The following is a 13,331-nucleotide window of genomic DNA, read 5'->3' as shown; positions in this document are numbered from 1 at the left end:
TTTGAAAGGCGCCCTTTACCGGGGTTCGCGCTGACCTGCATGGCAGTGGCACGTAAAGTTCACAAAAAGTAAAAAAAAAGCGCCGGTTCAGGCGCTTTTTTTACTGCGGTGACGTTTTATTCCGCACCAGACTCCGGTGTGGTCGATCCGCTTGGCTTGCGGCGTTTACCGACGTTTTTAGTGTCGCGATGACGTTTCTTCACGCGCGGCTTTTCGTCTTCTTTCTCTTTCTTCTCTTTGCGTTTGGCAAGCGCCTTTTTCGACGGCTTTCCGGTGACTTTAGCACTCGGCGCACGCGACTCAGGGCGCAGCTCATCAATCACGCGTGATTTCAGCGGCTCATTAACGTAGCGGCTGATTTTACCCAGCAGAACGTGATCGTGCGCTTCTACCAGCGAGATGGCGATCCCTTTGCGGCCGGCACGGCCGGTACGGCCAATGCGGTGCAGATACGTATCTGCCGTACGCGGCAGGTCAAAGTTGATCACGTGGGTCACATCATCAATATCGATACCGCGCGCCGCAACGTCAGTGGCAACCAGCACATTGACGCGATCATCGTTGATGCGTTTAATCGCTTCATTACGGTTCGCCTGTACCATCTCACCTTCGAGGTAGCTGCTGCGCAGGCCCGCCTCATGCATCCAGGTTACCAGCTCGTGCAGACGTTCACGCTTGCGCACAAACACAATCGCACGCTTCACTTCCGGCTGCTTTAACAGGTGCACCAGCAGTTTGGTTTTGTGCTCAAGGTTATCAGCACGGTAGTACCACTGCTGAATGCGCTTGCGTTCGCTTTTGCTCGGGTCGGCTTCAATCGCGACCGGATCGTTGAGCAGGCGTTCAGCAAAATCTTTGATGTGCTCGCCTTCCAGCGTGGCGGAGAAGAGCAGCGTCTGTTTGCGCCAGCGCGTCTCACCGGCGATGGTCTCGATATCCTGGGCAAAGCCCATATCGACCATGCGGTCCGCTTCATCGAGAATCAGTGTTTCTACCGCGCGGCAGTCAAAGTTCTCTTCTTTGATGTACTGCAGCAGACGGCCGGTGGTCGCCACCACAATATCCTGGTTTTCGCTGAAGACTTCAGCGTGGTTCATATAGGCAACGCCGCCGGTGATGGTGGCGATATCCAGATGGGTATGCTTCGCCAGCTCACGCGCCTGATCGGCCACCTGCATCGCCAGTTCGCGGGTAGGGGTGAGGATCAGGATACGCGGCGGACCCGACTTCTTACGCGGGAAGTCCAGCAGATGCTGTAATGCGGGCAGCAGATAGGCGGCGGTTTTCCCCGTTCCGGTGGGTGCCGAACCTAACACGTCACGGCCTTCCAGCGCGGCAGGAATGGCTTCAGCCTGAATGGCCGTCGGGCGCGTGAAGCCTTTTTCCTGCAGGGCATCCAGCAGGCTTTCGTCGAGTTCGAGTTCGGAGAATGTGGTTACTGTCATGTTCTACCTCAGTTTGGGGCGCTGATTATAGACAGATCGGCCGCAATCTTCATCTGTTTGTGTTCATCAGGCGCAGATGAATTCATTGTGCGACCACGTTACACTCTCGCCAGATAACAATTCAATGGCCGAAAGCATGTCTCAGTACCAGCCGCCAGCACGGGCGACATTAAGAAAAGATGGGTTTACGTTTAAACAATTTTTTGTCGCACACGATCGCTGTGCAATGAAGGTTGGCACGGATGGCGTGCTGCTGGGAGCGTGGGCGCCAGTGGCCGGGGCGCGGCGTATTCTGGATATTGGCTGCGGCAGCGGGCTTATCGCTCTGATGCTGGCGCAGCGTACGCCGCAACAGGTTACGCTGGATGCGGTTGAGCTTGATAGCGAAGCCGCCGCGCAGGCGCAGGAGAATGTGCAGGCGTCGCCGTGGGCCGCCCGTATCAGCGTGCATCAGGCCGATATTCTTAACTGGAGCCGCCAGTGCGAAAAGCGCTACTCGCTGATCGTCAGTAATCCGCCTTTTTTTGTGCCCGGCATGGCCTCGTCCAGCGCAGCACGGGACGCGGCGCGCAGCACCGCCACGCTCGATCACGCCGCGCTGCTGCAGTGCGCGGCGCAGCTTATCGAAGAAGAGGGGCTGTTTTGCGTGGTGTTGCCGGTGGATAGCGGCGAGGCGCTGGTGCAGCTCGCCCGCGCCGATGGCTGGCATTTGCGGCTGCGCTACGACGTCGCGCCTTACGCACAGCGGCCGCCTAACCGGCTGGTGCTGGGCTTTTCACCTGCGGCCGGGGAGCTGATCCAGGAGCGGCTGGCGATCCGCAATGAAGATAAAAGCTACTCCGCTGACTGGCTGAGCCTGGTGACAGACTTCTATCTTTTCCGCTGAGTATTGGCTGTCACCATACTGCAGCAGCGGTCGCGATCTGTCGTTACGTTCGCGGGATCCCTGCTGCATCGTGTTGCAAAGTGGCGGATTTTGCGCGCTGCCGTCAGCTATGCTGAAAAGAAGAGTAATAAAGATGAAAAAGAGATCGCCTTACGCTACTCTGCCAGCACCGATCGGCACTGCATAAGCTATTGAAAGCGGGTCAGCCGCTACGTCATAACGGGTTGCAATGCCGCGACGAAAAAACAGGTCGTAGTGAACTTCAGGCCAGAACAGAACTCAAAGCGCATGCTTGCTCACGGGTATGAGATGTGCTGGCAGTCCACTTACGCATAAAAGAGTTTTGGGGAGACATTACCTCGGATGAGCGAGCAGTTAACGGATCAGGTTCTCGTTGAGCGGGTTCAGAAAGGAGATCAAAAGTCCTTTAACTTACTGGTAGTCCGATACCAGCATAAAGTGGCGAGCCTAGTTTCACGCTATGTCCCTTCGGGTGACGTGCCCGATGTGGTACAGGAATCATTTATCAAAGCCTATCGCGCGCTGGAGTCGTTCCGCGGGGATAGCGCTTTTTACACGTGGCTTTACCGCATCGCGGTAAACACGGCAAAAAATTATCTGGTGGCTCAGGGCCGTCGTCCGCCTTCCAGCGACGTAGATGCAATTGATGCAGAAAACTTCGAAAGTGCGGGCGCGTTAAAAGAAATATCGAACCCTGAGAACTTAATGTTGTCTGACGAACTGAAACAAATTGTTTTTCGGACAATTGAGTCACTTCCTGAAGATCTCCGTATGGCTATCACGCTCCGGGAGCTGGATGGTCTGAGTTATGAAGAGATCGCTGCCATTATGGATTGCCCGGTTGGTACTGTCCGATCGCGCATATTTCGTGCCCGGGAAGCCATTGATAACAAAGTTCAACCGCTTATCCAACGTTAGTGATAACGGCTACTGAAAGGGTACCAAGGCATGCAGAAAGAAAAACTTTCCGCTTTAATGGATGGTGAAACGTTAGACAGCGAGCTGTTGTCCTCGTTGTCAAAGGATGTCGAACTTCAAAAAAGCTGGGAGAGCTACCATCTTATTCGCGACACCCTTCGCGGGGATGTAGGCGAAGTGCTGCATTTTGATATCTCCGCCCGCGTGGCCGCAGCCATTGAAAATGAACCGCTGCGCCCTGCGGCAACACCGCTGATCCCTGAAGCGCAGCCGGAACCGGCACGCTGGCAAAAAATGCCGTTCTGGCGTCGCGGTGGCAGCTGGGTGGCATCAGTCACGCAAATTGGCGTAGCCGCCTGCGTATCACTGGCGGTAATTGTTGGCGTGCAGCATTACAACGGCTCTTCTGCCGGTGGGGCAGCAGAATCCTCAGATGCTCCGGCGTTCAATACGCTGCCGATGATGGGTAAAGCATCACCGGTAAGCCTGGGCGTACCGTCTGATGCCTTTGAAACCAACAGTTCAAATCAGCAGGTTCAGGATCAGCGGCGTCGTGTTAACGCCATGCTGCAGGATTATGAACTGCAGCGCCGTCTGCATGCCGATCAGGTACAGTTTGAAAACAGCGTACCGCAGCAGGCGCAGGCCACCGTTCCCGGAACGCAGTCGTTAGGAACTCAACAGCAGTAATGAAGCAACTCTGGTGCGCCGTTAGCCTTATGGCCGGCAGCCTGCTCTGGACATCAACCGCCCCGGCACAGACGTCGTCTTCCGGGGCGTTGTTACAGCAGATGGAGCAGGCGACTCAAAATCTCAATTATGAATTTGCGTATATTAATGTCTCACGACTGGGCATTGAGTCTCTGCGCTATCGTCACGCCGTGGTGGATAAGCGCGTCTTTGCGCAGCTGCTGCAGATGGATGGTCCGCGCCGTGAAGTGATCCAGCGCGGTAACGACATCAGCTATTTTGAACCCGGGCTGGATCCGTTCTCACTGCCGGGCAACCATATTATCGACGCGCTGCCTTCACTGATGTTTGCTGATTTCTCCCGGCTGGGTCAGGCGTATGACTTTGTGCCGGTAGGGCGATCGCGTATGGCTGACCAGATGTGCGAAGTTGTGCGTATTGTCTCTCGTGACGGTACGCGCTACAGCTATGTGGTCTGGCTGGACGTGGATACCAAACTGCCGCTGCGCATCGATTTGCTGGATCGCGATGGTGAAACGCTGGAGCAGTTCCGCGTTATCAGCTTTGCAGTGGATGAGGGCGTGCGCAATCTGATGCAGGGGCTTGAGAAGGCAAATCTGCCGCCGTCGCTCTCCCTGCCGGCGGGAGACAAAGTGGAGCTTAACTGGCAGCCTGGCTGGATACCGGCAGGCATGAAGCTGATTTCGCAGAGTCGTCGCGCAATACCCGCTATGAATAAAACCGTTGAATCGCGTCTCTACAGCGACGGGCTGTTCAGTTTTGCCATTAACATTGCGCCTGCCGATAAAAATAGCGTGCCTCAGCAATTGCGCACGGGACGTCGTACGGTGCAGACCGTTGTGCGCGATAATCAGGAGATCACCGTGGTGGGCGAATTACCGCCTGCAACCGCGAAACGTATCGCCAGCGCTATTGATGCAGGGGCAAAAAAATGATGAGAGAGTGGGCCACCGTAGTGGCATGGCAGGATGGCGTTGCCACGCTGCATTCTGAAGCGAAAACTTCCTGCAACAGCTGTTCAGCGCGTAAAGGCTGTGGCAGCCATGCGCTCAATAAGCTTGGGCCGAAGAACGCTCATGTCATGACCATTCCCAGCGCTGAGCCGCTACAGCCGGGTCAGCGCATTGAGTTAGGCATTCGCGAGAGCAGCCTGCTCGGCTCAGCGCTGCTGGTCTATATGACGCCGCTGTTTGGTCTGTTTGCTGTGGCTGGCCTGTTCCAGATGCTGTTTCACAGCGACCTCGCGGCCGCCTGCGGGGCGCTGCTTGGCGGCGTAGGGGGATTTATCATTGCTAAAGGCGTCTCATCCCGCTACGCCGGACGCGAAGCCTTTCAGCCGGTGATCCTCAGCGTTGCGCTTCCGCCTGATGCGCTGCGGGTTGAAGATGTCAGCTGATGCCGCCCGGGCCGCCTGCTGTGCGGCCTTTTCATTTCCCGCTTACCCGCTGAATTCTGTTGCAAATCCCACAGGTTCCATTCTTTAACGCGCGGCGTTAACAGTGTAATATGCGACGTCATTAATGAGGCCGACAGGGTTCCGGGTAAAGATCGCTTGCCTGAATGTGTCTGTGCTCACGTTTTCAACTGATTCTCTACGTGAAGATATTCATATAAATGAAGCACATACGAAATTTCTCTATTATTGCTCACATTGACCACGGCAAATCAACGCTCTCCGATCGTCTGATTCAGATTTGTGGTGGCCTGAGCGATCGTGAGATGGCGGCGCAGGTTCTTGATTCCATGGATCTGGAGCGCGAGCGCGGCATTACGATTAAAGCGCAGAGCGTCACGCTCGATTACACAGCGCCAGACGGTGAAACTTACCAGCTCAATTTTATCGACACCCCGGGCCACGTAGACTTCTCGTATGAAGTTTCCCGCTCGCTGGCGGCCTGTGAAGGGGCGCTGCTGGTGGTCGATGCAGGACAGGGCGTTGAAGCACAGACGCTGGCGAACTGCTATACCGCCATGGAAATGGATCTGGAAGTGGTACCGGTACTGAATAAGATCGACCTGCCCGCTGCCGATCCTGAGCGCGTAGCCGAAGAGATTGAAGATATCGTGGGTATCGATGCCGTAGATGCCGTGCGCTGCTCGGCTAAAACCGGCATCGGCGTGCCGGATGTGCTGGAGCGCCTGGTGCGCGATATTCCGGCACCGGAAGGCGATCCGGATGGCCCGCTGCAGGCGCTGATCATCGACTCCTGGTTCGATAACTACCTTGGCGTTGTTTCCCTGATCCGTATTAAAAACGGTACGCTGCGCAAGGGCGAGAAGGTCAAAGTCATGAGTACCGGTCAGGTTTATAACGCTGACCGCCTGGGTATCTTCACACCCAAACAGGTTGACCGCACCGAACTGAAGTGCGGGGAAGTGGGCTGGCTGGTGTGCGCCATCAAAGACATTCTGGGTGCGCCGGTGGGCGATACGCTGACGCTGCAGCGCAACCCGGCAGATAAAGCGCTGCCTGGCTTCAAAAAGGTCAAACCGCAGGTTTATGCCGGTCTTTTCCCGGTGAGTTCAGATGACTATGAGTCATTCCGCGACGCGCTCGGCAAGCTGAGCCTGAACGACGCCTCTCTGTTCTATGAGCCAGAGAGTTCAACCGCGCTGGGCTTTGGTTTCCGCTGCGGCTTCCTGGGTCTGCTGCATATGGAGATCATTCAGGAGCGCCTGGAGCGCGAGTACGATCTCGATCTGATCACCACTGCGCCAACGGTTGTGTATGAAGTGCAAACCACCGATGGCGAAGTGGTATATGTTGACAGCCCGGCCAAGCTGCCGCCGCTCAACAATATTGAAGAGCTGCGTGAGCCGATTGCAGAGTGTCACATGTTGCTGCCACAGGAGTATCTGGGTAACGTGATTACCCTGTGCGTGGAGAAGCGCGGCGTGCAGACCAATATGGTTTACCACGGCAACCAGGTCGCGCTCACCTACGATATCCCGATGGCTGAAGTGGTACTCGACTTCTTCGACCGTCTGAAATCGACATCGCGCGGCTATGCGTCGCTGGACTACAACTTCAAGCGTTTCCAGGCGTCAGACATGGTGCGCGTGGACGTATTAATTAACGCAGAGCGCGTTGATGCCCTGGCGCTGATCACCCACCGCGATAACTCGCAGTACCGCGGTCGCGAGCTGGTGGAGAAGATGAAAGATCTGATCCCGCGCCAGCAGTTTGATATCGCGATTCAGGCGGCGATTGGCAACCATATCATTGCGCGTTCGACCGTGAAGCAGCTGCGCAAAAACGTTCTGGCAAAATGCTACGGCGGTGACGTCAGCCGTAAGAAAAAACTGCTGCAGAAACAGAAAGATGGTAAGAAACGCATGAAGCAGGTCGGCAACGTTGAGCTGCCGCAGGAAGCTTTCCTCGCCATTCTGCATGTCGGTAAAGACAGCAAATAAGGAACCACAATGGCTAACATGTTCGCCTGATTCTGGTTATCGCTACGCTGCTGACCGGCATCATCTGGTGTATCGATCGCGTGAAGTGGGCACCTGAGCGTCGGGCAAAACAGGCCGCTGCACAGGCGCAGGCGGGTAACTCGCTCGACAGCAAAACGCTGGCGAAAGTGGCTGCGCAGCCAGGCTGGATTGAAACGGCGGCATCGGTATTCCCGGTGCTGGCGGTGGTACTGATTGTACGTTCATTTATTTTTGAACCCTTTCAGATCCCCTCCGGCTCAATGATGCCAACGCTGCTGATTGGCGACTTTATTCTGGTGGAGAAGTTTGCCTACGGTATTAAAGATCCCATTACGCAGACCACGCTGATCCCGACCGGACATCCAAAGCGCGGCGATGTCGCCGTGTTTAAATATCCGAAAGATCCCAGCGTTGACTACATCAAGCGCGTGATTGGTCTGCCGGGCGATAAAGTGGTGTTTGATCCGTTCAGTAAAACGCTGACCATCAATCCCGGCTGCGGTAACGGTAAATGTGATACGGCGCTGCCGGTCACCTATACCAATATTGAGCCAAGCGACTTTATCCAGACGTTCAGCGGCTTTGACGGCAACGAGACCGGCAACGGCTTCTTCCGGAAACCGCAGGGTGAAACGCTGCGCGGTGGCCTGCGTCTCGGGACGCGCAAAGAGACGCTGGGCGATGTGACGCACAATATTCTGCTGGTGAATGAGGCGCAGAGTCAGGCGAACATGTACTATCAGCAGCCGGGCCAGCCGCAGGCGACCTGGGTGGTACCGCAGGGTCAATATTTCATGATGGGCGACAACCGTGACAACAGCGCCGACAGCCGCTACTGGGGCTTTGTGCCTGAGAAGAATCTGGTCGGTAAAGCGGTCGCTATCTGGATGAGCTTTGAAAAACAGGAAGGTGAGTGGCCGACAGGCGTACGCCTGAGCCGTATCGGCGGCATTCACTAAATACGGGTGGCTTCCTGTCTGACAGGAAGCCACTGCACACGAAACAGAACGCGCTGCTATCAGCCCTGTTTCGTATGCAGAGTTACAGACGCACAGAACAACTGGAATCGCATGAACCCCATTCTCATTACTAAGCTGCAGCGCAAACTGGGCTACACTTTTACTCATCCGGAACTTTTGCAGCAGGCCCTGACACACCGCAGCGCCAGCAGCAAGCATAACGAACGGCTTGAATTTTTAGGCGATTCAATTCTCAGCTATGTGATTGCCAACGCGCTTTATCACCGCTTCCCGCGCGTGGACGAAGGCGATATGAGCCGCATGCGCGCCACGCTGGTGCGCGGCAATACGCTGGCTGAGATGGCGCGTGAGTTTGAACTGGGCGAGTGCCTGCGTCTTGGACCAGGCGAACTGAAAAGCGGCGGCTTCCGTCGCGAGTCGATCCTTGCGGATACGGTAGAGGCGCTGATTGGCGGCATCTTCCTCGACAGTAATATCCAGACCGTTGAGAAGCTGATTCTCGACTGGTATCTGAACCGTCTGGAGCAGATAAGCCCGGGCGATAAACAGAAAGATCCCAAAACGCGCCTGCAGGAGTATCTGCAGGGTCGCCATCTGCCGCTGCCTTCCTATCTGGTGGTGCAGGTGCGGGGCGAAGCGCACGACCAGGAGTTCACCATTCACTGTCAGGTGAGTGGCATGGCCGATCCGGTCGTGGGCGTAGGCTCCAGCCGCCGCAAAGCGGAACAGGCTGCCGCCGAACAGGCTTTAATTAAGCTTGGACTCGAATAAATTGTTTTACGACAGCGCCATCCCGGCGCTGACTAAGTCAGGACCCGAATGAGCGAACACGAAACTTATTGCGGCTTTGTCGCGATTGTAGGCCGGCCCAACGTCGGTAAATCAACCTTACTGAACCAGCTGCTGGGGCAGAAGGTCTCGATCACCTCACGCAAACCGCAAACCACGCGCCACCGTATTATGGGCATCCACACCGAGGGCGCTTATCAGGCGATCTACGTGGATACACCCGGGCTGCATATGGAAGAGAAGCGGGCGATCAACCGCCTGATGAACCGTGCTGCCAGCAGCTCAATTGGCGACGTGGAGCTGGTAATTTTCGTCGTGGAAGGCACGCGCTGGACGCCGGATGATGAGATGGTGCTCAACAAGCTGCGCGACGGCAAAGTCCCGGTGGTGCTGGCGGTGAACAAGGTGGATAACATTCAGGATAAAAGTATCCTGCTGCCGCACCTGCAGTTCCTGAGCCAGCAGATGAATTTCCTCGATATCGTGCCTATCTCTGCTGAGAATGGCAAAAACGTCGATACCATCGCAGCGATTGCCCGTAAGCGTCTGCCGCTGGCGGAGCACCACTTCCCGGAAGATTACATCACCGACCGCTCACAGCGCTTTATGGCTTCAGAGATCATCCGCGAAAAGCTGATGCGTTTCCTCGGTGCCGAGCTGCCTTACTCTGTGACCGTTGAGATCGAACAGTTTGTGGCCAATGAGCGCGGCGGCTACGACATCAATGGCCTGATTCTGGTAGAGCGTGAAGGCCAGAAGAAAATGGTAATTGGCAATAAAGGCTCGAAAATCAAAACCATCGGCATTGAAGCGCGACGTGACATGGAAGAGATGTTTGAAGCCAAAGTGCACCTTGAACTCTGGGTGAAAGTTAAATCGGGCTGGGCAGACGACGAACGTGCGCTGCGCAGCCTGGGCTACACAGACGATCTGTAACTGATGGAAGGCTGGCAACGCGCGTTTGTGCTGCATAGTCGCCCCTACAGCGAAACCAGCCTGCTGCTCGATCTCTTTACGGAAAGTCAGGGACGCGTTCGCGTCCTGGCTAAAGGCGCGCGCTCGCGTCGCTCTCAGCTGAAAGGCACCCTGCAGCCTTTTACGCCGCTGCTGGTCCGCTGGGGCGGACGCGGTGAAGTCAAAACGCTGCGTAATGCCGAAGCGGTTTCGCTGGCGCTGCCGCTCAGCGGTATCACGCTCTACTGCGGTCTCTATGTCAATGAACTGCTGTCGCGCGTGCTGGAGCAGGAGATCCCCTTTTCTGAACTCTTCTTCGATTACCTGAACTGTATTCAGGAGCTGGCCGCCGGCACCGCCTCGCCGGAACCGGCGCTGCGCCGTTTTGAGCTGGCGCTGCTCGGGCATCTCGGCTACGGCGTCGATTTTCTGCACTGCGCCGGCAGCGGCGAGGCGATCGACGACGCCATGACTTACAGCTACCGCGAAGAGAAGGGCTTTATCGCCAGCCTGGTGCTGAATCAGCGCAGCTTTACCGGTCACCAGCTGCGCGCCATTGAAGCGCGCAGTTTCCCCGATGCCGATAGCCTGCGGGCCGCCAAGCGCTTCACGCGCATTGCGCTAAAGCCCTATCTCGGCGGCAAACCGCTGAAGAGTCAGGAGCTGTTTCGCCAGTTTATTCCAAAGAAGAAACCTGATGCGCCGCAGGCGTAGCGGCGGTCAGACCACCTGAACGTATCGTCGCGATACACTGCACTGACATTAAATAAAGAGAAGCGTAGTTATGGCTGAGTTGCTGTTAGGCGTCAATATTGATCATATCGCTACCGTACGTAACGCGCGTGGCACCCACTATCCCGATCCGGTACAGGCCGCTTTCGTGGCCGAGCAGGCGGGCGCTGATGGTATTACCGTGCATCTGCGTGAAGACCGCCGGCATATCACCGATCGCGATGTGCGTATCCTGCGCGATACCATTCAGACGCGGATGAACCTGGAGATGGCGGTCACGGATGAGATGATCGCTATCGCCTGTGACATCCGGCCGCACTTTGTCTGCCTGGTGCCGGAGAAGCGTCAGGAGGTCACCACGGAGGGCGGCCTGGATGTGGCGGGCCAGCAGGCGAGCGTCAGCGCAGCGGTACAGCAGCTGTCAGAGGCGGGCATACTGGTGTCACTGTTTATCGATGCCGACCGCCGGCAGATTGACGCAGCGGTTGCCAGCGGCGCGCCTTATATCGAAATTCATACCGGCGCATACGCTGAAGCGCCGGAAGGGCAGGCGCGTGACGCCGAGCTAATGCGTATTCGCGAAGCAGCGCACTACGCTGCCTCTCTCGGGCTGAAGGTCAATGCCGGCCACGGACTGACTTATCACAATGTGCAGCCAATTGCGGCGCTGCCGGAGATGCATGAGCTGAATATCGGCCATGCCATCATCGGCCGCGCGCTCTTCAGCGGGCTGGCAGATGCGGTAAGCGAAATGAAGCAGCTGATGCGGGAAGCGCGGCGCTGATGGCGATTCTCGGCCTCGGCAGCGATATCGTGGAAATTGAGCGCATCGCCGGCGTTATCGAACGATCCGGCGATCGTCTGGCGCGCCGCGTACTGAGTGACGCGGAGTGGCAGCAGTATCAGGCGCATCAGCAGCCGGTGCGTTTCCTTGCCAAGCGCTTCGCCGTGAAAGAGGCGGCGGCCAAAGCCTTTGGCACCGGGATCCGCGGCGGACTGGCGTTTAATCAGTTTGAGGTGTTCAACGATGCGCTGGGAAAACCGGGTCTGCGCTTTTTTGAGCAGGCGAGCATCATTGCTGAACGGCTGGGCGTGCAGCGCGTGCACGTGACGCTGGCTGATGAGCGCCACTACGCCTGTGCCACGGTGATCATCGAGGACTGAGCGTTACGCGCTCAGTGCGGCCAGAGCTGCACGAATTTCTCCCACAGCGCGTCGCGGCTTTCGGCGCGCTGCGGGTCGCTGATAATCGTATTGTCGATAGGACAGACGCTCTGGCAGGTTGGCGTTTCATAATGCCCCACGCACTCGGTGCAGCGCGCCGGATCGATTTCATATATCGCCTCACCCAGCGCGATAGCCTGATTGGGACACTCCGGCTCACACATGTCGCAGTTAATACATTTCGCCGTAATCAGTAACGCCATTCTTCACGTCCGTTAATCCTCAATAAAAACGCGGTCATTATAAGCCGGTTTGACGCTTATATCAGCTTTTTCACCAGCGCTTCGCTGTGGCGGATGTGGCTCGATGCCCGCTCGGGATCGTTCTGCACCAGCGCCATAAACAGCAAATCTGTCAGGGCCAGCTGGGCGCTGGTTGAGGAGATTGCCGCGCTGCGCGTGCTCTGCTCCTCTGCAACGGTATAGAGGCAGATTGACGCGCACTGCTGCAGCGCATTTGGCGTAAAACCGGTAAAGGCCACCACATCCGCACCGATAGCGGCTGCTTCCTGTGCCGCCAGATTGATTTCGCGTCGTTCGCCGGTGTAGGAGATGGCCAGCAGGACATCGCCCGGCGCCATCGCCTGAACGCTGGCGAGCAGGGCGTGCATATCCTGCTCTGCCACCGCGTTAATACCGATTTTCATCAGTTTCCAGGAGAAATCTTTCGCCACCAGACCGGATGCCCCGATACCCACCAGCAGAATGCGGTTGGCATTCTTCAGCAGATGCAGCGTCTCCATCAGCTTCTCTTCGCTGTTAATATCCAGCGTGGCGCGGATCGCGGAGATCTTCTCCGTCAGCAGCTTCTCTCCCACGATCTTCAGCGGATCGTCGCTGAGGATATGATTATGCACGGTGATCGCATCGCGATCCGCCAGCGATTCGCTCAGCGCCAGCTTCAGTGCAGGAAAGCCTTTATAACCCAGCTTCTGCGCAAATTTCACCACGCTCGACTGGCTGACGCCCGCCTCTTCAGCCAGCTTCTGCGAGCTGAGATGGCGCGCCCGATCGGGCTGTGACAGTAAAAAGTCGGCCAGCCGGCGCTCATTCAGCGCCAGCCGGGGATAGAGCTGGCGGATTCGCAGCAGTGAACTCATGTTCGATCCTTACTCCCGGTTTCATAGCATGGCGCGGCTAACCTCTCCGCAGCATGCGCAGCAATAGTCAATATTCCATGACACTAAGAATAAACTATTCAGTGGGCTTTGTAGCTAGCGGAATTAAAAATCACAGC

The 13,331-nt window shown here is 56.6% G+C and carries 14 protein-coding genes and 1 pseudogene; 12 read left to right on the top strand and 3 right to left on the bottom strand.

From position 1 onward, the window contains the following. Positions 1-116 precede the first annotated feature (116 nt). A complete protein-coding gene (srmB, locus tag HA43_RS11645) occupies positions 117-1,445 on the bottom strand; it encodes an ATP-dependent RNA helicase SrmB (protein ID WP_094111710.1) in 1,329 nt (442 codons plus the stop codon). Positions 1,446-1,581: 136 nt separating this feature from the next. Here srmB and trmN point away from each other — a divergent pair, with 136 nt between their 5' ends. The 12 genes and pseudogenes from trmN to acpS all read left to right on the top strand — a co-directional run bounded on the left by trmN (position 1,582) and on the right by acpS (position 12,035). Next, positions 1,582-2,331: a tRNA(1)(Val) (adenine(37)-N(6))-methyltransferase TrmN gene (gene trmN, locus HA43_RS11640; RefSeq protein WP_094111740.1), complete on the top strand. Its 750-nt coding sequence runs from the start codon at positions 1,582-1,584 to the stop codon at positions 2,329-2,331. A gap of 363 nt (positions 2,332-2,694) precedes the next feature. Continuing rightward, complete coding sequence (rpoE, locus tag HA43_RS11635; RefSeq protein ID WP_039379714.1) at positions 2,695-3,270, top strand: RNA polymerase sigma factor RpoE; 576 nt, start codon at positions 2,695-2,697, stop codon at positions 3,268-3,270. Positions 3,271-3,300: 30 nt separating this feature from the next. Next, the gene (gene rseA / locus HA43_RS11630) at positions 3,301-3,960 is read left to right on the top strand and encodes an anti-sigma-E factor RseA (RefSeq protein WP_039379711.1); all 660 of its coding nucleotides are present in this window, start codon (positions 3,301-3,303) and stop codon (positions 3,958-3,960) included. Then, positions 3,960-4,916 (top strand): sigma-E factor regulatory protein RseB, encoded by a 957-nt coding sequence (gene rseB, locus HA43_RS11625; protein WP_094111709.1) that lies wholly within the window; start codon positions 3,960-3,962, stop codon positions 4,914-4,916. The genes rseA and rseB overlap by 1 nt, the downstream gene beginning before the upstream one ends. After that, complete coding sequence (gene rseC / locus HA43_RS11620) at positions 4,913-5,377, top strand: SoxR-reducing system protein RseC (RefSeq protein WP_094111708.1); 465 nt, start codon at positions 4,913-4,915, stop codon at positions 5,375-5,377. Before rseB ends, rseC begins: the two co-directional genes overlap by 4 nt. Positions 5,378-5,595: 218 nt before the next feature. Beyond that, positions 5,596-7,395 (top strand): translation elongation factor 4, encoded by a 1,800-nt coding sequence (gene lepA, locus HA43_RS11615; protein ID WP_039379703.1) that lies wholly within the window; start codon positions 5,596-5,598, stop codon positions 7,393-7,395. 9 nt (positions 7,396-7,404) lie between these two features. Beyond that, a pseudogene (gene lepB, locus HA43_RS11610) lies at positions 7,405-8,375 on the top strand (signal peptidase I). A gap of 111 nt (positions 8,376-8,486) precedes the next feature. Beyond that, entirely contained in the window at positions 8,487-9,167 is a 681-nt protein-coding gene (gene rnc, locus HA43_RS11605; protein WP_039379698.1) for a ribonuclease III, read from the top strand. Between the two features lie 48 nt (positions 9,168-9,215). Continuing rightward, a complete protein-coding gene (gene era, locus HA43_RS11600; protein WP_039379695.1) occupies positions 9,216-10,121 on the top strand; it encodes a GTPase Era in 906 nt (301 codons plus the stop codon). Between the two features lie 3 nt (positions 10,122-10,124). Continuing rightward, the gene (gene recO / locus HA43_RS11595) at positions 10,125-10,853 is read left to right on the top strand and encodes a DNA repair protein RecO (RefSeq protein ID WP_039379693.1); all 729 of its coding nucleotides are present in this window, start codon (positions 10,125-10,127) and stop codon (positions 10,851-10,853) included. Positions 10,854-10,923: 70 nt separating this feature from the next. Then, positions 10,924-11,655 carry a pyridoxine 5'-phosphate synthase gene (gene pdxJ / locus HA43_RS11590; protein ID WP_094111706.1) on the top strand — a complete coding sequence of 244 codons (732 nt, stop codon included), beginning with the start codon at positions 10,924-10,926 and terminating at the stop codon, positions 11,653-11,655. Beyond that, on the top strand, positions 11,655-12,035 hold the full coding sequence (acpS, locus tag HA43_RS11585; RefSeq protein WP_039379688.1) for a holo-ACP synthase: 381 nt from the start codon (positions 11,655-11,657) through the stop codon (positions 12,033-12,035). The genes pdxJ and acpS overlap by 1 nt, the downstream gene beginning before the upstream one ends. An 11-nt stretch (positions 12,036-12,046) precedes the next feature. On the opposite strand, the gene HA43_RS11580 is transcribed toward acpS, so the two are convergent. Both HA43_RS11580 and HA43_RS11575 read right to left on the bottom strand, forming a co-directional pair. Continuing rightward, positions 12,047-12,298, bottom strand: coding sequence for a YfhL family 4Fe-4S dicluster ferredoxin (locus HA43_RS11580; RefSeq protein ID WP_071667884.1), 252 nt, complete (start codon positions 12,296-12,298; stop codon positions 12,047-12,049). 56 nt (positions 12,299-12,354) lie between these two features. Beyond that, the gene (locus HA43_RS11575; RefSeq protein WP_094111705.1) at positions 12,355-13,194 is read right to left on the bottom strand and encodes a MurR/RpiR family transcriptional regulator; all 840 of its coding nucleotides are present in this window, start codon (positions 13,192-13,194) and stop codon (positions 12,355-12,357) included. Positions 13,195-13,331: the final 137 nt, after the last annotated feature.

This window comes from Pantoea eucrina, from assembly GCF_002095385.1.
Classification (GTDB): domain Bacteria; phylum Pseudomonadota; class Gammaproteobacteria; order Enterobacterales; family Enterobacteriaceae; genus Pantoea; species Pantoea eucrina.
This window is presented reverse-complemented; position numbering and strand designations above follow the sequence as displayed.

What these genes read in the sequence shown, in the direction of transcription:
- rnc (WP_039379698.1), top strand. Translation starts at nt 8,487, where the DNA reads ATGAACCCCATTCTCATTACTAAGCTGCAGCGCAAACTGGGCTACACT.
- trmN (WP_094111740.1), top strand. Translation starts at nt 1,582, where the DNA reads ATGTCTCAGTACCAGCCGCCAGCACGGGCGACATTAAGAAAAGATGGG.
- pdxJ (WP_094111706.1), top strand. Translation starts at nt 10,924, where the DNA reads ATGGCTGAGTTGCTGTTAGGCGTCAATATTGATCATATCGCTACCGTA.
- rpoE (WP_039379714.1), top strand. Translation starts at nt 2,695, where the DNA reads ATGAGCGAGCAGTTAACGGATCAGGTTCTCGTTGAGCGGGTTCAGAAA.
- srmB (WP_094111710.1), bottom strand. Translation starts at nt 1,445, where the DNA reads ATGACAGTAACCACATTCTCCGAACTCGAACTCGACGAAAGCCTGCTG.
- rseC (WP_094111708.1), top strand. Translation starts at nt 4,913, where the DNA reads ATGATGAGAGAGTGGGCCACCGTAGTGGCATGGCAGGATGGCGTTGCC.
- era (WP_039379695.1), top strand. Translation starts at nt 9,216, where the DNA reads ATGAGCGAACACGAAACTTATTGCGGCTTTGTCGCGATTGTAGGCCGG.
- HA43_RS11580 (WP_071667884.1), bottom strand. Translation starts at nt 12,298, where the DNA reads ATGGCGTTACTGATTACGGCGAAATGTATTAACTGCGACATGTGTGAG.
- rseA (WP_039379711.1), top strand. Translation starts at nt 3,301, where the DNA reads ATGCAGAAAGAAAAACTTTCCGCTTTAATGGATGGTGAAACGTTAGAC.
- rseB (WP_094111709.1), top strand. Translation starts at nt 3,960, where the DNA reads ATGAAGCAACTCTGGTGCGCCGTTAGCCTTATGGCCGGCAGCCTGCTC.
- lepA (WP_039379703.1), top strand. Translation starts at nt 5,596, where the DNA reads ATGAAGCACATACGAAATTTCTCTATTATTGCTCACATTGACCACGGC.
- HA43_RS11575 (WP_094111705.1), bottom strand. Translation starts at nt 13,194, where the DNA reads ATGAGTTCACTGCTGCGAATCCGCCAGCTCTATCCCCGGCTGGCGCTG.
- acpS (WP_039379688.1), top strand. Translation starts at nt 11,655, where the DNA reads ATGGCGATTCTCGGCCTCGGCAGCGATATCGTGGAAATTGAGCGCATC.
- recO (WP_039379693.1), top strand. Translation starts at nt 10,125, where the DNA reads ATGGAAGGCTGGCAACGCGCGTTTGTGCTGCATAGTCGCCCCTACAGC.